The sequence below is a fragment of the Pseudomonas sp. EL_65y_Pfl2_R96 genome, assembly GCF_963970905.1.
In the GTDB taxonomy this organism is placed as follows: domain Bacteria; phylum Pseudomonadota; class Gammaproteobacteria; order Pseudomonadales; family Pseudomonadaceae; genus Aquipseudomonas.
Map to the genome: position 1 here is coordinate 1 of NZ_CAXAQH010000023.1, position 18387 is coordinate 18387.

Here is an 18387-nt window from a genome sequence, read left to right on the forward strand (position 1 = left end):
AGCTGGAAGGCATAAACAATCGAATAAAAGTCATTAAGCGGATGGCGTACGGTTACCGGGACAGCGAATTCTTTTTCATGAAGATCAAGAGCGTCTTTCCCGGTAATCCGTGAAGAACCTTTTTTTTTGAGCCCGGATTTGAAGGTATTGGATATGAAAGCTATTAAGTGGATGGCGTTCGTCGGCGTGATGGCGATGTCGTTGAATGCGCTGGCAGAAGGCGGCGGTGACGGGACGTTTGAGAGGGCGTTCAGTGCCAACGCCAAAGCCATGGAGCAGTACGCTGCCAGCCAGGGCAAACCCGCGCCGGTGGTGAAAGACTACGCATACGGAATGAAGCTGGACGTGGTCAAAGTGGTGAGCGTTGTGCGGCCGCAAGATGCTTGCACCGCAGTACCCACCGCCATGACCTACGAAGATTCTCAGGGCCAACTCAACACCATCAAATACACAGTGGCAGGCGATTGCCGCAAACGCGGTGGCTAACACCGATTCCCTCTCTACAAATGCGGCAACTGATGTCGCATCCCCCCTGTAGGAACTGCCGAAGGCTGCGATCTTTTGATCTTGATCTTGAAAAGCAAAATCAAAAGATCGCAGCCTTCGGCAGCTCCTACACAGTGTGTATTTCAATTCGGGATGTTTAACGGATATGGCGCAAGTGCAGAAGCTTCCCACAATGTTTTCAGGTTGTCCGTCGGACGTCCGGTCTCTAGCCTGCGTTCGTCGCTGCCAATTCAGCGACCGGGCCTGGAAACCCCGATCAGTAACAGTGGCGCCAACACGCCTTTCATAACGTATCCTTGCGCACCTTGAATGTGTGCACTCCGTTATGGCGGCTGTGCGTGGGAGACCTTCGGGTCGACCGGGTCGCCGCTGCCCGGGTTTCCAACCTGCGTACAGCTGCCACCTCTTCGTCCGGAAACCGAATGGGGCAGCTCCAACTTTTCAGTGGAGTTTCACCATGAAAAAGCCAACACCCAACCCTCCCGAAGCAGACGCCGTTGCGGACGCCGACTCAACGTCTCCCTACACCACCATCAACTCCAAAAAACTCGACGAAGATGCCGAACGTGCGCTCGATTACTACCTGAACCCTACCGCCCACGTCATGGCCACGCCCTACACCCCCAACCAGATGTATTTCGCCAATCCCAAAGCCGACACCGAATCCCTGCTGGCTAATGCCAGCGAGTCATTGTCCTCGGCCACGGTCATGCTCGGTGACTTCGCCGCGCTGCTGGAAGGCACGCATCGCAAGACTTTGCTGGGTATTGCACAAGTGGTGATGTTGGGCGAACTGGCGGTGAATCAGGCGTTGGATAACGTTGAGGTGACTGCCTAGATGTTGAGCAATGTGGCGAGAGTTTTGTTTCTCGCCACATTTAGATGAGCGTTGACCGTATATCAGAAAGCTATACGCGTATATGCATTAGCTATACGGTCGGTATAGAATCGATTCCGACGCCGCCTTCATGGCTTCACACCTAAAACGTTAGATCTCACGTTAAGCAGCATGGCCCAAGTCTCTCCGGGCCACTCAAGGAGTCAAAAAAATGAAAAGCAAATACATGCTGATGTGCTAATGCCATAAGGAGGCTCCGGCTCCAACATCACCTACCCAGATGGGAAACAGAACAATGTCCACCACAGCTGAAAGCGTTGAAAAATCCAAACCCGTTCCAATCAACATGAGAGCGGACGAAAAGAAACGTAACCTGATCGATCTGGCAGCTGCCATGTCCGGTCGTGATCGCACAAGCTTTATCCTGGAAGCAGCGTGTCAAAAAGCTGAAGAAGTGATTCTGGATAAACGATTGTTCCTTCTCGACGACGTTGCATTTGACGCATTCGAACAGGCTATTGAAGCCAACCCGGCCCGAGGTAACGAATGCCTGCACCAACTGCTCGCACGTCCAAAGCGGTGGAGCTGACCGCACCCGAAAGACTTAACGATCATCACGAGCTTGATGACTTCGATTCGGGTGAAGTGTCCATCGATCAATACCTGCAAAAGAAGGCACGAAAGGCGCAAGCCGCTAAACAGGCGGTTGTTTATGTCAGCTGCCGCAAAGCCACGTCGATCGTGATGGCTTATTACACTCTGTCGAGCGGTTCAGTCGCTCGTGCCAACGTCATGCCGAAAAGTCATCAACGCAATTCACCAAGCGTCCATCCAGTGACGCTACTAGGGCGTATGGGAGTAACACGCGAAGCTCAGGGTGAGGGTTTCGCCATCGACTTGCTGCAGGATGCGATTGAGCGAGCCATCAACGCATCCCAATCTATCGGCTCGAGCGCAATCATCGTCCACCCACTTAACGACCGCCTGTCAAATTTCTACATTAAGTACGCGGGATTTATTCCGTGCCCAGGCATTTCCCCTATTACCCTGATGCTGCCGCTGCGCTAGCACTCGATGTTGTCGCAATAGCGGGTTGATTATGCCAAGAGTGCAGCATGGGTACTGAGTCAGGTCGCGATCTACGGTAGCTTGCAGCTGGCAATCCTAGGGTATAAAAAAGGCGCCCCGAAGGACGCCAAAAGATTCACCTCTTACCAAAGGAGCAAGGAGCTTCTAAAGGTGAATTTGCATTAACCGTGAAATCAGAGAATCGCCAGCGGATACTCGACAATCACCCGCACTTCATCCAGATCCGACTCAAATGCCGTGGCGCGGGTTGTGGCCTGGCGCAGGCGCAACGACATGTCTTTCAACGAGCCGCTCTGCACCACGTATTTGACTTCGATGTCGCGCTCCCAGCGCTTCTGGTCGGTCAGCGGGTTGCCGTCGGCATCGCGACGCATGTACACGGCGTTGGCGTTGGAATAATCGGCGTCGGTGCCCCGGGCGTAACGGGTCATGAACGACAACCCCGGCACGCCATAGGTCGTCATGTCGAGGTCGTAGCGCACCATCCACGAACGTTCCTTGGGCGAGTTGAAGTCGCTGTACTGGATGGAGTTGTCGAGGAAGATCGAATCGGACTGGCGCAGGTAATCGAAGTCATCGTTGCCGTTGTTGCGCTGGTGCGACAGCGCGACGGAATGGGCACCGAGTTTCACGCCGACGCGGCCGCTCCAGATGTTGTTGTCGAATTCGCCGAGCAACTTTTTGCCTTCGTCGACCGCCTTGTAATAGTTCAGGCCGCCAAACAGTGACAGGTCATCCGACAGTGGGTAAGTCCATGCGGTGCCAGCGTAGTACTGATTCCAGGCATCCTTGAGACGGCTGGAGTACAGGCTGAAACTGAGGTTCTTGTTCAGCGAGTAGTCACCGCCCAAATAACCGATCCACGGCGAATTGACCGGGCCGGCATAGAAGGTCGCGAAGTTCTCGCGCATGTCGCTGGACACCGGTTGGCTCATCGCATGCAGTCGACCGCCCTGGACCGACAGACCCTCGATGCTGGTGTTGGTCGCCGTGACGCCGCGGAAGCTTTCCGGCAACAAACGGGAGTCACCCGCCGACACGACCGGGTTGGCGGGGAACACATCGCCAACCTTGATCACCGTATCAAAGGCGCGCACTTTGGCGGCGCCACCGACCTTGGTGTATTCGTCCCGAGCCTCGCCGTCACTGTTAACCGGCAGCACATCAAACGAACTACGGCCACCGTTGCGACCGTCACCGGTGTCGAGCTTCAAGCCGATCATCGCAAATGCATCGACACCGACCCCGACGGTGCCTTGGGTGAAACCGGATTCGAACTTGCTGATGACCGCGTGGGCCCAGGCTTCGGAATAACCGTTGCCGGTGGGACTGGACTGGCCGTTGCGGTGATCACGATTGAAGTAGACGTTGCGGTTGAGCACCGTCAGGCTACTGCCCTCGATAAACCCCTCGGCTTTATCTTCCGCCAACACCATGGACGGCCCGGAGCCGACAACCACCGCTAAAGCGGCCATCGACATTTTTGTATTGTTAACCATCAATCACTCCTTGGGTTCGGCAGAACGGGAACGTGCTTCGGCGTAGGGTTTTATTGTTCGGCGGGCAAGGGCCCGCCGGCATGGTCGCCGGGTGACATCGTTGCAAGCTGCGGATAACGCCAAGGTGATGGGGGAATTACAATTTCGTCATGTGGATGTGGCGGGAAGCGAGTGGCGGACTTGTTGGTTCGGGGTAGGTGCTTGCTCGGCAGTGATGAGTACCCGTTTTGGCAGTTTGAACTTGTGGGTCCGCAGCGTGACCTTGCCTTGGCGTTCATCGGCCAGGGCTTCGAGGCCTTCCATCAGATCCGAAAAAATATCTCGCTTCATGGTTCGCGATCTCCCTTGATAGCTGATCTTCGAATTTAACGGCAAATGCCTCCCGCCGAATGTCAGCTATTGCCCACCGCCTTGCAGGTAACTTCCTAAAAGAGAGGAGGGCGCTGAAAAGCAAAAGATTGCAGCCTTCGGCAACTCCTACAGAGATCGATGTTCATCCGCGATATTGCGGCGAACGCGGTCAATGTAGGAGCTGCCGAAGGCTGCGATCTTTTGATGTTGAATCCACAAACGCAAAAACGGCACCCGAAGGTGCCGTTTTTGTTTATTACCGAGTGTCGCTTAAGCGATCAACCCGCCAACCCCGATTGCTGAACCAGGTTCAGCAGCGGCTGTGGATACAGGCCGAGGAAGAACGCCAGTACGGCAATCGCCAGCAGCATCACGCCGCCTGCACGTTGTTCCCAGTGCAACTGGGCATCGTGGCGACGCAGGTTCGGTTCCATCAGGTACAGGGTGACCATGACGCGCAGGTAGTAGAAGACGCCGATGGCGCTGCCCAGTACCAGGGAGCCGACCAGCCACCATTGGTGCGACTCGACGCCGGTGGCGATGATGTAGAACTTGCCGATGAAGCCCGCGGTCAGCGGGATACCGGCCAGGGACAGCATCATCACGGTCAGGACGGCGGTCAGGTACGGACGGCGCCAGAACAGGCCGCGGTATTCGTACAGGGCATCGGCGTCACGGCCGTTGTACGGCGAGGACATCAGGGTGATCACACCGAAGGCGCCGAGGCTGGTGATCACGTAGGTGACCAGGTACACGCCGATGGCTTCCACGGCCAGGCCTTTGCTCGCCACCAGGGCGATCAGCAGGTAGCCGAAGTGAGCGATGGACGAGTAACCCAGCAGACGCTTGAGGTTGCTTTGGGTCAATGCCAGCAGGTTACCGAACAGGATCGACGCGATGGCGATGATGGTCAGCACGTTGCTCAGCACGCCACTGCTCGCCGCCGGCGAGATCTGGAACAGACGCACCATCACCGCGAACACAGCGACTTTCGATGCGGTGGCCAGGAACGCCGCCACCGGAGCCGGAGCCCCTTCATAAACGTCCGGGGTCCAGAGGTGGAACGGCACCAGCGACAGTTTGAACGCCAGGCCGATCAGCATCATGCCCAGGCCCAGCTGAGCCAGCGAACTTGGCAGGCCGGTGGCCGCCAGGGCCTGGCCGATACCGACGAAGCTCAGGCTGCCGGAATCGGCGTAGAGCAGGGCCATGCCGAACAACAGGAACGCGGAACCGGCGGCCGACAGCACCATGTACTTGATGCCGGCTTCCAGCGAACGCTTGTTGAAGAAGGCATACGCCACCAGACCGTAGACCGGTACCGAGAGCAGTTCCAGACCGACGAACAACCCGGCCAGGTGCTGCGCGCTGACCAGTACCAGGCCACCGGCGGCGGCCATCAGGATCAGCAGGTAAAGTTCTTCACGGTTGCCCGGGTAACCCGAACCGCCATCGCCGAGGTAGGCGTGGGCGAGGGTGACACAAGCGAGGGTGGCGACCAGGATCAGCGCCATGTACAGGCAGGAGAAGGTGTCGATCTGCAGCAGTGGAGTCACGGCCAGGGGCGCGACTTTCAGGGCTGGCAGGATCGACAGCAAGGCCAGGTTCAGACCTGCCACCGACAGCAGGAAGGTCTGTGAGTGGTTGCGGCGCCACGCGATAGCCAGCATCACCACGATGATCGTGGCGCTGGTGATCAACAACGGCGCAAGCGCGATAAAGTGTTGAGTCGTGAATTCCATAGCGCTCTTACCGGGCCGAAGCGAGTTGAGTGAAGGCGGTGCCGAGCCACTGCTGCACGCCATGCATCGTCGCGGCAGAGGTATCGAGGAACGGTTGCGGGTACACGCCGATGTAAAGCAGCAGTGCCGCCAGTCCAACCACCATGATCAGTTCGCGACCGTCCATGCCATGCAGCACCGCGTCGGATTTCGACGGGCCGAAGAAGGCACGGTGGACCATGATCAGCGAGTAGACCGAACCGAACACCAGGCCGGACGTGGCGATCACGGTGACCCATGGCGCGCTGGCGAAGGTGCCGATCAGGATCAGGAATTCACCGACAAAGTTACCGGTCGCCGGCAAGCCCAGCGACGCCGCCGCGAAGAACAGGCTGAGGGCCGGCAGGTAGGCAATCTTCGACCACAGGCCACCCATCTCACGCATATCGCGGGTGTGGGTGCGCTCGTACAGCTGACCGGAGAGGATAAAGAGTGCCGCGGCCGACAGACCGTGAGCCAGCATCTGCATGACCGCGCCCTGCAGCGCCAGTTGGCTGCCGGAGTAAATGCCGATCAGCACGAAGCCCATGTGGGAAACGGACGAGAAGGCAATCAGACGCTTGATGTCGGTTTGCGCGAAGGCCAGGAACGCACCGTAGAAGATCCCGATCAGACCCAGGGTCATGGCGAACGGCGCGAACTCGGCCGAGGCATTCGGGAACAGCGGCAGGGCGAAACGCAGCAGGCCATACGCAGCAGTCTTCAGCAAGATACCGGCCAGGTCCACGGAACCTGCAGTTGGTGCCTGGGCGTGAGCGTCAGGCAACCAGGAGTGGAACGGCACCACCGGCAGCTTGACCGCGAAGGCGATGAAGAAGCCGAGCATCAGGATGTACTCGGTGGTCTGCGACATCTTGGTTTTCAACAGATCGGCGTAGTTGAAGGTAATCGCGCCGGTGTCGTTGAAGTTGACCAGTACCAGCCCCAGGATCGCCACCAACATGATCAGGCCGGAAGCCTGAGTGAAGATGAAGAACTTGGTTGCCGCGTAGATCCGGGTTTTCTTGCCGTCCGAAGAACTGTGACCCCAGAGCGCGATGAGGAAGTACATCGGCACCAGCATCATTTCCCAGAAGAAGAAGAACATGAACAGGTCGAGGGCGAGGAACACGCCGACGACACCACCCAGGATCCACATCAGGTTCAGGTGGAAGAAGCCCACGTGACGCTGAATCTCTTTCCACGAGCAGAGTACCGAGAGGACACCCAGCAGGCCGGTCAGCAGGATCATCAGCAGCGACAGGCCGTCGAGGGCCAGGTGCACGTTGATGCCGAAGCGCTGGATCCAGACGTGCTTGAACTCAAGCGCCCAGGTCGGGTCGGCGCCAGGCGCCGGGGCAAATGAATAATCACCGTTGGCCCACAGCCAGAGGCCGAGGGAGAGCAACAGGGACATGGTGATCAGCGCAATCCAGCGGGGGAGGGTGGCGCCGAAGCGCTCACCCATCCAGCACAGCAGGCCGCCGATGAAGGGGATCAGGATTAGCCAGGGCAAAATCATGACGGGCTCGTTTCCTTTCGCAAGTTCGCAAGGTTCATATCAGACCGCTACCAGCACGACGGCGCCGATTACCAGCACGGCACCAGCAGCCATCGAGGCGGCATACCAACGCAGTTGACCGGTCTCGGTGCGGCTCAGGGCGGTGTGACCGCCTTTGGCCATACGCGGGATCAGACCGATGGTCTGGTCGAGCGGGTCTTTGCGCAGAATGTGGCTGATCGCAAGGTATGGCTTGACGAACAGTTTGTCGTAGATCCAGTCGAAGCCCCAGGCAGCGAACCACCAGGCCGAAAGGAAGCGGCCGACACCGCTGTTGGCGATGGCCGTGACGAAGCGACGCTTGCCGAGGAACAGCAGCGCGGCCAGCAGGATACCGGACAGGGCGATGGCGCCCGACGCGATTTCCAGACTGTGCTTGGCTTCGCCGCCGGCATGGCCGACGCTTTGCGGCAGCACACCGTGCAGTGGCGGAACGATCATTGCGCCGACGAACGTCGACAGTACGATCAGCACCGACAGTGGCAACCAGTGAGCGATACCGTGACCGGCGTGTGCTTCGGTCTTCGCTTCACCGTGGAACGTGATGAAGATCAGGCGGAAGGTGTACAGCGAGGTCATGAACGCGCCGACCAGACCTGCATACAGCAGACCCTGGTTGCCGCTGGCGAACGCTTCCCAGAGGATTTCATCCTTGGAGTAGAAGCCTGCGGTCACCAGAGGCAAGGCCGCCAGGGCCGCGCCGCCGACGATGAAGCTGGCATACGCCAGTGGCAGTTTCTTCCACAGACCGCCCATCTTGAAGATGTTCTGTTCGTGGTGGCAGGCAACGATCACCGCGCCGGACGCAAGGAACAGCAGTGCCTTGAAGAAGGCGTGGGTCATCAGGTGGAAGATCGCGCCATCCCAGGCACCTACGCCCAGCGCCAGGAACATGTAGCCGATCTGGCTCATGGTCGAATAGGCGAGGATACGTTTGATGTCGGTCTGCACCAGTGCGGCAAAACCTGCCAGCACCAGCGTCACGCCGCCCACAACACCCACCAGGTGCAGGATATCCGGCGCCAGTGCGAACAGGCCGTGGGTACGGGCGATCAGGTAGACACCGGCGGTCACCATGGTCGCGGCGTGGATCAGTGCCGAAACCGGAGTCGGGCCGGCCATCGCATCCGCCAGCCAGGTTTGCAGCGGCAGTTGCGCGGATTTACCGACAGCGCCGCCCAGCAGCATCAGGGTCGCCAGAACGATCCAGAAGTCGCCGGCCTTGAAGTGCTCAGGCGCCTTGATCAGCAGTTCCTGAATGTTCAGCGTGCCCAACTGTTGGAACAGGATGAACAGGCCGATGGCCATGAACACGTCGCCGACGCGGGTCACGATGAAGGCTTTGAGTGCCGCGTTACCGTTGTTGCGGTTGCTGTAGTAGAAACCGATCAACAAGTATGAACACAGGCCCACGCCTTCCCAGCCGAAGTACACGAACAGCAGGTTATCGGCCAGGACCAGGAACAGCATGCTGGCGATAAACAGGTTGGTGTAGGCGAAGAAGCGCGAGTAACCGGCTTCACCGCGCATGTACCAGGACGCGAACAGGTGGATCAGGAAGCCCACGCCCACCACCACGCCGAGCATGGTCACGGACAGGCCGTCCAGGTAGAGGGTGAAGGTCGGCGTAAAGCCTTCCACCGCCATCCATTGCCACAGCATCTGGGTGTAGTGACCACCCTCGGGTGGCGCAACGTTGAACTGCCAGATCACATAGGCCGCGACGATCGCCGACAGGCCAATGGAACCGACGCCGATCAGCGCCGAGAGGTTTTCCGAGAGGCGTCCCCGGGAGAACGCCAGCAGCACAAAACCGATCAGGGGGAACAGGAAAGTCAGATAGAGAAGGTTCATCCGCGCATCTCGCTGGCAGCGTCGATATCGAGAGTGTGGAAGCGGCGATACAGCTGCAACAGAATCGCCAGGCCGATACTGGCCTCGGCGGCTGCCAGGCTGATCACCAGAATGAACATGATCTGTCCATCCGGCTGCGCCCAGCGGCTACCGGCAACGATGAACGCCAGTGCGGAGGCATTCATCATGACCTCCAGGCTCATCAGCACGAAGAGAATGTTGCGCCGGACCATCAGGCCGACCAGACCGAGGCAGAACAGGATGCCGGCGACCGCCAGACCATGCTCCAAAGGGATAGCAGGCATCGTCATTGCTCCTTGGCTTCGTTGCGGCCCAAGTGGAACGCCGTGACGGCTGCGGCGAGCAGCAGCATCGAGGCGAGTTCGACCACCAGCAGGTAAGGACCGAACAGGCTGATGCCCACGGCCTTGGCGTCTACGGTGGTGTGGCCGAGGGCCTGACCGCTGGAGTGGTTGAACAGCACATACAGCAGTTCAGCCAGCAGCAGGGCGCCGAGTGCGACCGGGCCCAGCCAGATACCGGGCTTGAGCCAGACGCGCTCTTGCTGAACCGAGGCCGGGCCCAGGTTCAGCATCATCACCACGAACACGAACAGCACCATGATGGCGCCAGCGTAGGCGATCACTTCCAGTACACCGGCAAACGGTGCGCCAAGGGCGAAGAACGTCATGGCCACGGCGATCAGCGAAATGATCAGGTAGAGCAGGGCGTGCACGGGGTTGGTGTTGGTGATCACGCGAAGCGTGGACACAACAGCGATACCCGATGCGAAATAGAAAGCGAATTCCATCTTTCTTCCTTAAGGCAGCAAGCTCTTCACGTTGATCGGTTCGGCTTCATTCTGCGCGGAGCCTTTCGGCTTCCCGGCAATCGCCATACCTGCAACACGATAGAAGTTGTAATCAGGGTTTTTGCCGGGGCCGGAGATCAGCAGATCTTCTTTCTCGTAAACCAGGTCCTGACGTTTGAACTCGGCCATTTCGAAATCCGGTGTCAGCTGGATCGCGGTGGTCGGGCAGGCTTCCTCGCAGAGGCCGCAGAAAATGCAGCGCGAGAAGTTGATGCGGAAGAACTCCGGGTACCAGCGACCGTCTTCTGTTTCGGCCTTCTGCAGCGAGATGCAACCCACCGGGCACGCCACGGCGCACAGGTTGCAGGCTACACAACGCTCTTCGCCGTCGGGGTCGCGGGTCAGCACGATACGGCCACGGAAGCGTGGCGGCAGGTACACCGCCTCTTCCGGATATTGCAGCGTGTCGCGCTTGCGGAAGGCGTGGCCGAAGATCATCACCAGGCTGCGAAGCTGGGTGAAGAAGCCATGCACGATGTCAAAAATGTACTTCATGATTCTCTATCCTCACTGAGCCGCGACGGCGGGCGTGTTGAGCAACACGATCGCAGCGGTCACCAGCATGTTGACGAGGGTCAGCGGCAGGCAGAACTTCCAGCTGAAGTCCATCACTTGGTCATACCGTGGGCGCGGAATCGAGGCGCGCAGCAGGATGAAGAACATGATGAAGAACGCGGTTTTCAGTGCGAACCAGATGAACGGGATCTGCGGCAGAATGCCGAACGGACCGTGCCAGCCACCGAAGAACAAGGTCACCAGCAGCGCCGAAATCAACACGATGCCGATGTACTCGCCGACGAAGAACATGCCCCATTTCATACCGGCGTATTCAATGTGGTAACCGTCGGCCAGTTCCTGTTCCGCTTCCGGCTGGTCGAACGGGTGACGGTGAGTCACGGCGACGCCAGCGATGAAGAAGGTCAGGAAACCGAAGATCTGCGGAATGACGAACCACAGGTTCTGCGCCTGGTACTCAACGATGTCGCGCATGTTGAACGAGCCGACCTGGATCACGATGCCCATCAGCGACAGGCCCATGAACACTTCGTACGACACGGTTTGTGCCGAGGCCCGCAAGCTGCCCAACAGGGCGAACTTGTTGTTACTCGACCAGCCGGCGAACAGCACCGCGTAGACCGACAGACCGGCCATGGCGAAGAAGAACAGGATGCCGATGTTGATATCCGCCACACCCCAGGTCGGGGTGATCGGGATGATTGCGAAGGCAATCAGCAAGGCGCTCATGGCCACGACCGGCGCCAACGTGAAGATCACTTTGTCGGCGAACGGCGGGGTCCAGTCTTCCTTGAAGAACATCTTGATCATGTCGGCCGCAATCTGGAACGCGCCGAACGGGCCGACGCGGTTCGGACCGTAACGGTCCTGCCAGAGGGCGAGCAGACGACGCTCGACCCAGCTCAGCAGCGCGCCGCAGACCACTACGGCGAGCAGAATCACGATGGCCTTGAGGACCGCGATGATCACGTCAATCACTTCAGGCGTGAACCAGGTCATTGAGCTGCCTCCTGCAGACCGTCAACGGATTTGCCAAAGATCGCCGGCGGAATGCCGGCGATACCGGCCGGCAATGCGACCAGACCGGCACCCAGCTCTTCGTTGATGCGCAGCGGCAGACGCAGGGTCTGGCCGGCCACGTTCAGGCTCAGCAGGGCACCGTCATTGACGCCCAGGCGATCGGCTTCGGACTTGGCCAGCGACACGTAGGCGGCTGGAATGCGTTCCTGCACCGGTGCGGCTTTGGAAGAGTTCTCTTCGCTGCCGAACAGGTGGAAGAACGGCACGACCTGCCAGGTGCCCGGAGCCGGGTTGAACGCACGCGGAACACTGGCGAACCAGTTCAGCGAATCACCAGTGCTTTCGATCAGGCGTGTGCCCGGGTCGCCAGCGCGGATGTGACCACCGACTTCGTCCTGGAACTTGTTCCAGGCTTGCGGCGAGTTCCAGCCCGGAGACCAGGCAAATGGCACTTGCTGACGCGGTTCGACCGAGCCCGAGTAACCTTCCATGGAGAACGAGAACGCGGTGTCGTTGTCTTGGGAAGTACGCGGTTCATGCACGCTGATGTCGGCGCGCATGGCGGTACGACCGGAGTAACGCAGCGGTTCGCGAGCCAGTTTCAGGCCTTTGATCCGGAACGCGGCGGACGGTGCGGCATCGACGATACGCGCCAGTTGCGGTTTGCTTGCAGCAACGGCAGCGGTGACGTGGTCCAGTTGGGTCCAGTCGATCGGCTGGTTCAGCAGGGTCGAACGCAGGGCATGCAGCCAGCGCCAGCCTTCGCGAACCAGAATGCTCGCGTCGAGGTAAGTCGGGTCGAAGACCTGGAAGAAACGCTGGGCGCGGCCTTCCTGGCTGACCAGCGTACCGTCGCCTTCAGCGAAGCTGGCGGCTGGCAGAACCAGGTGCGCGCGATCGCTGGTGGCGGTCTTCTGATGGTCCGCCACGATCACCACTTTGGCGGCGTTCAGGGCCGCATCGACCTTAGCTTTGTCGGTGCGGGTGTACAGATCGTTTTCCAGCACGACGATGGCGTCAGCTTTACCGTCGATCACCGCTTGCAGCGCAGCGTCTACCGATTCGCCACCGAGCATGGCCAGGCCGAGGCTGTTGGCCTCTGGCACGATCAGGCTGATGGAGCCGTTCTTCTCGCGCAGCTTCAGGGCTTTTGCAATGTTTGCAGCAGCCTCAATCAACGCCTTGGAACCCAGCGAGGTGCCGGCAATGATCAGCGGACGCTTGGCAGCGAGCAGGGCGTCGGCAATGCGCTTGGCCAGTTCGAGGGCTTCGGCATCCAGGCCTTCAACCGCAGGAGCGCTGGCGTCGAGGGCGTGAGCCACGGCGAAACCGATGCGGGCCAGGTCGTCTGGCGCTGCGTGAACGCATTCTTCAGCGATGTCGTCGAGCTTGGTTTCAGCCAGGCTGGCGATGAACAGCGGGTTCAGTTCGTGCTGGCCGATGTTCTTCACCGCAGCATCGAGCCACGGCTGAACGCGCATGGCGTCGGCCATGTCTTCGGCCTTGCCCTTGACCGATTGACGCAGGGCCAGGGCCATGCGCGCAGCGGTCTGGGTCAGGTCTTCGCCGAGGACGAAAATCGCATCGTGGTTTTCGATGTCGCGCATGTTCGGGATCGGCAGCGGGCTGTCTTTGAGCACCTGTACAACCAGACGAATGCGCTCAAGTTCAGCGGCTTCGATGCCGGAGTAGAAGTGCTCGGCGCCAACCAGTTCAAGCAACGCGTAGTTGCTTTCGAGGCTGGCGCGTGGCGAACCGATACCGACGATGTTGCGACCGCGCAGCAGGTCAGCGGCTTTATCCAGTGCTTCGTCGAGGCCCAGCTTGGCGCCGCCTGCCAGCTGTGGCTGACGCGGGCGGTCTTCGCGGTTGACATAGCCATAGCCGAAACGGCCACGGTCGCACAGGAAGTACTGGTTCACCGAACCGTTGAAACGGTTTTCGATGCGACGCAGTTCGCCGTAACGCTCGCCCGGGGAAATGTTGCAACCGCTGGAGCAGCCATGGCAGATGCTCGGCGAGAACTGCATGTCCCACTTGCGGTTGTAGCGCTCGGAGTGAGTCTTGTCGGTGAACACACCGGTCGGGCAGACCTCGGTGAGGTTGCCGGAGAACTCGCTTTCGAGGGTGCCGTCTTCAACGCGACCGAAGTACACGTTGTCGTGAGCACCGAATACGCCGAGGTCGGTGCCGCCGGCGTAGTCTTTATAGAAGCGCACGCAGCGATAGCAAGCGATGCAGCGGTTCATTTCGTGGGAAATGAACGGGCCCAGTTGCTGGTTCTGGTGAGTACGCTTGGTGAAGCGATAACGGCGCTCGTTGTGGCCGGTCATCACGGTCATGTCTTGCAGGTGGCAGTGACCGCCTTCCTCACAGACCGGGCAGTCGTGCGGGTGGTTGGTCATCAGCCATTCAACAACACTGGCGCGGAAGGCCTTGGATTCTTCATCTTCGATGGAGATCCAGGTGCCATCGGTTGCAGGGGTCATGCAGGACATGACGATGCGACCACGGGTGTCGTTTTCGTCGGTGTACTGCTTGACCGCGCACTGGCGGCAAGCGCCAACGCTGCCAAGGGCTGGGTGCCAGCAGAAATAAGGGATATCGAGGCCTAGCGACAGACATGCCTGTAACAGGTTGTCTGCCCCATCGACTTCGAGCTCTTTGCCGTCTACGTGGATAGTGGCCATGGTTCAAAGTTCTTCGTTGGCCCGGTGTCAGCGGGCGTGGCTAATGGAATCTTGTTATCCGTCCAAATCCAAACAGCCTCGAAAGGCGTCATCGGACGAAAAGGCGAAGGGCACGGACCCTTCGCCTTTTTTAAGCGTTTACGCGCCGACTACGATCGGCTTTGCCAGAGGCGGGACGACGGCGCTGGTGGGCGCGATGCCGGCTTCGAACTCTGGACGGAAGTATTTGATGGCGCTGCCCAACGGCTCCACGGCACCCGGTGCGTGTGCACAGAAGGTCTTGCCCGGGCCGAGGAAACCGACCAGACCCAGCAGGGTCTCGATATCGCCTGGCTGGCCTTCGCCGTTCTCGATGGCCATCAAGAGCTTGACGCTCCATGGCAGGCCATCGCGGCACGGGGTGCAGAAGCCACAGGATTCGCGGGCGAAGAACTGCTCCATGTTGCGCAGCAGGGACACCATGTTGACGCTGTCGTCCACCGCCATGGCCAGGCCGGTACCCATACGGGTGCCCACTTTGGCGATGCCGCCGGCATACATTTGTGCGTCCAGGTGTTCCGGCAGCAGGAAACCGGTACCGGCGCCGCCTGGCTGCCAGCACTTGAGCTTGTAACCGTCGCGCATGCCGCCAGCGTAGTCTTCGAACAACTCGCGACCGGTAACGCCGAACGGCAGTTCCCACAGGCCCGGGTTCTTGACCTTGCCGGAGAAGCCCATGAGCTTGGTGCCCATGTCTTCACTGCCTTCACGGGCCAACGATTTGTACCAGTCCACGCCGTCGGCAATGATTGCCGGCACGTTGCACAGGGTTTCAACGTTGTTCACGCAGGTCGGCTTGCCCCATACGCCAACAGCGGCAGGGAAGGGCGGCTTGGAGCGCGGGTTGGCGCGGCGGCCTTCGAGGGAGTTGATCAGTGCGGTTTCTTCACCGCAGATGTAACGCCCAGCGCCGGTGTGGACGAACAGCTCGAAATCGAAACCGCTGCCCAGGATGTTCTTGCCCAAAAGGCCTGCTGCCTTGGCTTCTTCCACGGCACGGTTGAGGTGCTTGGCGGCGGTGGTGTACTCGCCACGCAGGAAGATGTAGCCACGGTAGGTTTTCAGCGCGCGAGCACTGATCAGCATGCCTTCGATCAGCAGATGGGGCAGTTGCTCCATCAGCATGCGGTCTTTCCAGGTGTTCGGTTCCATCTCGTCCGCATTGCACAGCAGGTAGCGGATGTTGATGGATTCGTCCTTGGGCATCAGGCCCCACTTAACGCCCGTGGGGAAGCCTGCACCGCCGCGACCTTTCAAGCCGGAATCTTTCACGGTCTGGACGATATCGTCCTGAGCCATGTCGGCGAAGGCTTTGCGCGCAGCGGCGTAACCGTTCTTGGCCTGGTACTCGTCGAGCCACACGGCTTCGCCGTCGTCACGCAGACGCCAGGTCAGCGGGTGAGTCTCGGCCGAACGCTTGATGCGGTTGGCAGGGCCGAAGGAAGTCAGGGTCATACGTAGCCCTCGAGCAATTTGGCAACGCCGGCAGGCTGCACATCACCGAATGTGTCGTCGTCGATCATCAACGCCGGCGCCTTGTCGCAGTTGCCGAGGCAGCAGACCGGCAGCAGGGTGAAACGACCGTCGGCGGTGGTCTGACCCAGGCCGATGCCCAGCTTGCTCTGGATTTCGCTGACCACGGATTCGTGACCACCGATGTAGCAGACCATGCTGTCGCAAACGCGAATGATGTGACGGCCCACTGGCTGACGGAAGATCTGGCTATAGAACGTCGCCACCCCTTCAACGTCGCTGGCCGGGATGCCGAGGATCTCGCCGATGGCGTAGAGCGCGCCGTCAGGCACCCAGCCACGTTCCTTCTGGACGATCTTCAGGGCTTCGATCGACGCCGCGCGCGGGTCTTCGTAGTGATGCAGCTCGTGCTCGATGGCCGAGCGCTCGGTTTCGCTCAAGGCGAAACGGTCTGTCTGGATAAGCGTGCTGTTCATGCTTAGCGGTCCACGTCGGCCATAACGAAATCGATACTACCCAGGTACGCGATCAAGTCCGCGACCATGCTGCCTTTGATCACCGAAGGGATCTGCTGCAGGTGCGGGAAGCTTGGGGTACGAATCCGGGTGCGGTAGCTCATGGTGCCGCCATCGCTCGTCAGGTAATAACTGTTGATGCCCTTGGTCGCTTCGATCATCTGGAAGGATTCGTTGGCCGGCATGACCGGGCCCCACGAAACTTGCAGGAAGTGCGTGATCAGGGTCTCGATGTGTTGCAGGGTGCGCTCTTTCGGCGGCGGCGTGGTCAGCGGGTGATCCGCCTTGTACGGGCCTTCCGGCATGTTGCGCATGCACTGCTCGATGATCTTGATGCTCTGGCGCATTTCTTCGACGCGCACGATGCAACGGTCGTAGGCATCGCCATTGGCCGCCAGCGGGACTTCGAATTCGAAGTTCTCGTAGCCGGAGTAGGGGCGAGCTTTACGCAGGTCGAAATCGCAACCGGTCGAACGCAGGCCGGCACCGGTGACGCCCCATTCCAGGGCTTCTTTGGTGTTGTAGGCGGCGACGCCGATGGTGCGACCACGCAGGATGCTGTTGTCCAGTGCGGCTTTCTGGTATTCGTCCAGACGCTTTGGCATCCACTCGACGAAATCCTTGACCAGTTTTTCCCAGCCGCGCGGCAGGTCGTGGGCGACGCCACCGATGCGGTACCAGGCCGGGTGCAGACGGAAACCGGTGATGGCTTCGATCACCGTGTACGCCTTCTGACGGTCGGTAAAGGTGAAGAACACCGGGGTCATGGCGCCGACGTCCTGGATGTAAGTCCCCAGGAACAGCAGGTGGCTGGTGATCCGGAAGAACTCGGCCATCATGATGCGGATGACGTCGACCTTTTCGGGCACCTTGATGCCGGCCAGCTTCTCGACCGAGAGCACGTACGGCAGGTTGTTCATCACGCCGCCGAGGTAGTCGATACGGTCGGTGTACGGAATGAAGCTGTGCCAGGACTGACGCTCGGCCATCTTCTCGGCACCACGGTGGTGGTAACCGACGTCCGGCACGCAGTCGACGATTTCTTCGCCGTCCAGCTGCAGAATGATACGGAACGCACCGTGGGCCGAAGGGTGGTTCGGGCCCAGGTTGAGGAACATGTAGTCCTCGTTCGGCCCGGAACGTTTCATGCCCCAGTCTTCAGGCTTGAAGCGCGCGGCTTCTTCCTCAAGCTGTTGCTTGGCCAGGGTCAGGCTGAACGGGTCGAACTCGGTGGCGCGGGCCGGGAAGTCCTTGCGCAGCGGGTGACCTTCCCAGGTCGGCGGCATCATGATGCGGGTCAGGTGCGGGTGGCCGGCAAAGTGGATGCCGTACATGTCCCACACTTCACGCTCGTACCAGTTGGCGTTCGGCCAGATGCTGGTGACGCTCGGCAGGTTGAGGTCGCTCTCGGACAAGGCGACCTTGATCATTACGTCACTATTACGTTCGATCGACATCAAGTGATAGAACACAGTGAAATCGACGCCGTTTGGCAGCCCTTGACGCTTGGTGCGCAGACGCTCGTCCACGCCGTGCAGGTCATAGAGCATGACGTACGGCTTGGGCAGGTTGCGCAGGAAGGTCAGGACTTCGACGAGTTTGGCGCGGGCAACCCAAAGCACCGGCATGCCGGTGCGGGTAGGCTGGGCGGTGAACGCCTCGGGGCCAAAACGGTTGTTCAGTTCGACGACCACATCCTGGTCGTCTGCCTTATAAGGCGGGATGTACAGAGCACTGCCTGTAGTCATGGTTATTTATCGCTTTCGGTCAACGTAAAGAATGAAGCCAGTTTCTCGTTTCTTTG

Annotated in this window: 18 protein-coding genes and 1 pseudogene; 6 read left to right on the plus strand and 13 right to left on the minus strand. The window is 59.7% G+C overall.

The features are described 5' to 3' along the window. The 5 genes from AACY49_RS20920 to AACY49_RS20940 form a co-directional block, all read left to right on the plus strand. The coding region (locus AACY49_RS20920; protein ID WP_036984840.1) for a transposase at positions 1–113 on the plus strand (113 nt) is incomplete at its 5' end. 40 nt (positions 114–153) lie between these two features. Further along, positions 154–486 (plus strand): DUF2790 domain-containing protein, encoded by a 333-nt coding sequence (locus AACY49_RS20925; RefSeq protein WP_339526143.1) that lies wholly within the window; start codon positions 154–156, stop codon positions 484–486. Positions 487–964: 478 nt separating this feature from the next. Next, positions 965–1345: a DUF6124 family protein gene (locus tag AACY49_RS20930; protein WP_339526145.1), complete on the plus strand. Its 381-nt coding sequence runs from the start codon at positions 965–967 to the stop codon at positions 1343–1345. Positions 1346–1640: 295 nt separating this feature from the next. Then, on the plus strand, positions 1641–1934 hold the full coding sequence (locus AACY49_RS20935) for a type II toxin-antitoxin system TacA family antitoxin (protein WP_223489909.1): 294 nt from the start codon (positions 1641–1643) through the stop codon (positions 1932–1934). After that, entirely contained in the window at positions 1892–2413 is a 522-nt protein-coding gene (locus AACY49_RS20940; RefSeq protein ID WP_223489911.1) for a hypothetical protein, read from the plus strand. Before AACY49_RS20935 ends, AACY49_RS20940 begins: the two co-directional genes overlap by 43 nt. Before the next feature lie 194 nt (positions 2414–2607). Here AACY49_RS20940 and AACY49_RS20945 read toward each other — a convergent pair whose 3' ends face one another. After that, a complete protein-coding gene (locus AACY49_RS20945; protein ID WP_339526148.1) occupies positions 2608–3933 on the minus strand; it encodes an OprD family porin in 1326 nt (441 codons plus the stop codon). A gap of 230 nt (positions 3934–4163) precedes the next feature. After that, positions 4164–4263 (minus strand): annotated as a pseudogene (locus tag AACY49_RS20950) (transcriptional regulator); the annotation flags it as partial. A 159-nt stretch (positions 4264–4422) separates the two neighbouring features. Between AACY49_RS20950 and AACY49_RS20955 the strand changes: the two are divergent. Next, the gene (locus AACY49_RS20955) at positions 4423–4587 is read left to right on the plus strand and encodes a hypothetical protein (RefSeq protein ID WP_339526150.1); all 165 of its coding nucleotides are present in this window, start codon (positions 4423–4425) and stop codon (positions 4585–4587) included. On the opposite strand, the gene nuoN is transcribed toward AACY49_RS20955, so the two are convergent. The 11 genes from nuoN to nuoC all read right to left on the minus strand — a co-directional run bounded on the left by nuoN (position 4563) and on the right by nuoC (position 18331). Next, complete coding sequence (gene nuoN, locus AACY49_RS20960; protein WP_339526152.1) at positions 4563–6026, minus strand: NADH-quinone oxidoreductase subunit NuoN; 1464 nt, start codon at positions 6024–6026, stop codon at positions 4563–4565. The genes AACY49_RS20955 and nuoN overlap by 25 nt on opposite strands. Before the next feature lie 7 nt (positions 6027–6033). Further along, a complete protein-coding gene (gene nuoM, locus AACY49_RS20965) occupies positions 6034–7566 on the minus strand; it encodes an NADH-quinone oxidoreductase subunit M (RefSeq protein WP_339526154.1) in 1533 nt (510 codons plus the stop codon). 39 nt (positions 7567–7605) lie between these two features. Beyond that, complete coding sequence (gene nuoL, locus AACY49_RS20970) at positions 7606–9459, minus strand: NADH-quinone oxidoreductase subunit L (protein WP_258700029.1); 1854 nt, start codon at positions 9457–9459, stop codon at positions 7606–7608. Next, on the minus strand, positions 9456–9764 hold the full coding sequence (gene nuoK, locus AACY49_RS20975) for an NADH-quinone oxidoreductase subunit NuoK (protein ID WP_007940879.1): 309 nt from the start codon (positions 9762–9764) through the stop codon (positions 9456–9458). Before nuoK ends, nuoL begins: the two co-directional genes overlap by 4 nt. Before the next feature lie 2 nt (positions 9765–9766). Continuing rightward, positions 9767–10270 carry an NADH-quinone oxidoreductase subunit J gene (nuoJ, locus tag AACY49_RS20980; protein ID WP_258700030.1) on the minus strand — a complete coding sequence of 168 codons (504 nt, stop codon included), beginning with the start codon at positions 10268–10270 and terminating at the stop codon, positions 9767–9769. Between the two features lie 9 nt (positions 10271–10279). Then, positions 10280–10825 carry an NADH-quinone oxidoreductase subunit NuoI gene (nuoI, locus tag AACY49_RS20985; protein ID WP_218570730.1) on the minus strand — a complete coding sequence of 182 codons (546 nt, stop codon included), beginning with the start codon at positions 10823–10825 and terminating at the stop codon, positions 10280–10282. Between the two features lie 12 nt (positions 10826–10837). Next, complete coding sequence (nuoH, locus tag AACY49_RS20990) at positions 10838–11845, minus strand: NADH-quinone oxidoreductase subunit NuoH (RefSeq protein ID WP_008146046.1); 1008 nt, start codon at positions 11843–11845, stop codon at positions 10838–10840. Continuing rightward, on the minus strand, positions 11842–14556 hold the full coding sequence (gene nuoG / locus AACY49_RS20995; protein WP_339526160.1) for an NADH-quinone oxidoreductase subunit NuoG: 2715 nt from the start codon (positions 14554–14556) through the stop codon (positions 11842–11844). Before nuoG ends, nuoH begins: the two co-directional genes overlap by 4 nt. 138 nt (positions 14557–14694) lie before the next feature. Next, positions 14695–16050 (minus strand): NADH-quinone oxidoreductase subunit NuoF, encoded by a 1356-nt coding sequence (gene nuoF / locus AACY49_RS21000; protein WP_258700032.1) that lies wholly within the window; start codon positions 16048–16050, stop codon positions 14695–14697. Next, the gene (gene nuoE / locus AACY49_RS21005; RefSeq protein WP_007970445.1) at positions 16047–16544 is read right to left on the minus strand and encodes an NADH-quinone oxidoreductase subunit NuoE; all 498 of its coding nucleotides are present in this window, start codon (positions 16542–16544) and stop codon (positions 16047–16049) included. Before nuoE ends, nuoF begins: the two co-directional genes overlap by 4 nt. 2 nt (positions 16545–16546) lie before the next feature. Then, positions 16547–18331 (minus strand): NADH-quinone oxidoreductase subunit C/D, encoded by a 1785-nt coding sequence (nuoC, locus tag AACY49_RS21010; protein WP_339526163.1) that lies wholly within the window; start codon positions 18329–18331, stop codon positions 16547–16549. Between the last annotated feature and the right edge of the window lie 56 nt (positions 18332–18387).

Excerpts from the sequence above, each read along its gene's own strand:
- AACY49_RS20925 (WP_339526143.1), top strand. The coding sequence starts at position 154 with ATGAAAGCTATTAAGTGGATGGCGTTCGTCGGCGTGATGGCGATGTCG.
- AACY49_RS20930 (WP_339526145.1), top strand. The coding sequence starts at position 965 with ATGAAAAAGCCAACACCCAACCCTCCCGAAGCAGACGCCGTTGCGGAC.
- AACY49_RS20935 (WP_223489909.1), top strand. The coding sequence starts at position 1,641 with ATGTCCACCACAGCTGAAAGCGTTGAAAAATCCAAACCCGTTCCAATC.
- AACY49_RS20940 (WP_223489911.1), top strand. The coding sequence starts at position 1,892 with ATGCCTGCACCAACTGCTCGCACGTCCAAAGCGGTGGAGCTGACCGCA.
- AACY49_RS20945 (WP_339526148.1), bottom strand. The coding sequence starts at position 3,933 with ATGGTTAACAATACAAAAATGTCGATGGCCGCTTTAGCGGTGGTTGTC.
- AACY49_RS20955 (WP_339526150.1), top strand. The coding sequence starts at position 4,423 with ATGTTCATCCGCGATATTGCGGCGAACGCGGTCAATGTAGGAGCTGCC.
- nuoN (WP_339526152.1), bottom strand. The coding sequence starts at position 6,026 with ATGGAATTCACGACTCAACACTTTATCGCGCTTGCGCCGTTGTTGATC.
- nuoM (WP_339526154.1), bottom strand. The coding sequence starts at position 7,566 with ATGATTTTGCCCTGGCTAATCCTGATCCCCTTCATCGGCGGCCTGCTG.
- nuoL (WP_258700029.1), bottom strand. The coding sequence starts at position 9,459 with ATGAACCTTCTCTATCTGACTTTCCTGTTCCCCCTGATCGGTTTTGTG.
- nuoK (WP_007940879.1), bottom strand. The coding sequence starts at position 9,764 with ATGCCTGCTATCCCTTTGGAGCATGGTCTGGCGGTCGCCGGCATCCTG.
- nuoJ (WP_258700030.1), bottom strand. The coding sequence starts at position 10,270 with ATGGAATTCGCTTTCTATTTCGCATCGGGTATCGCTGTTGTGTCCACG.
- nuoI (WP_218570730.1), bottom strand. The coding sequence starts at position 10,825 with ATGAAGTACATTTTTGACATCGTGCATGGCTTCTTCACCCAGCTTCGC.
- nuoH (WP_008146046.1), bottom strand. The coding sequence starts at position 11,845 with ATGACCTGGTTCACGCCTGAAGTGATTGACGTGATCATCGCGGTCCTC.
- nuoG (WP_339526160.1), bottom strand. The coding sequence starts at position 14,556 with ATGGCCACTATCCACGTAGACGGCAAAGAGCTCGAAGTCGATGGGGCA.
- nuoF (WP_258700032.1), bottom strand. The coding sequence starts at position 16,050 with ATGACCCTGACTTCCTTCGGCCCTGCCAACCGCATCAAGCGTTCGGCC.
- nuoE (WP_007970445.1), bottom strand. The coding sequence starts at position 16,544 with ATGAACAGCACGCTTATCCAGACAGACCGTTTCGCCTTGAGCGAAACC.
- nuoC (WP_339526163.1), bottom strand. The coding sequence starts at position 18,331 with ATGACTACAGGCAGTGCTCTGTACATCCCGCCTTATAAGGCAGACGAC.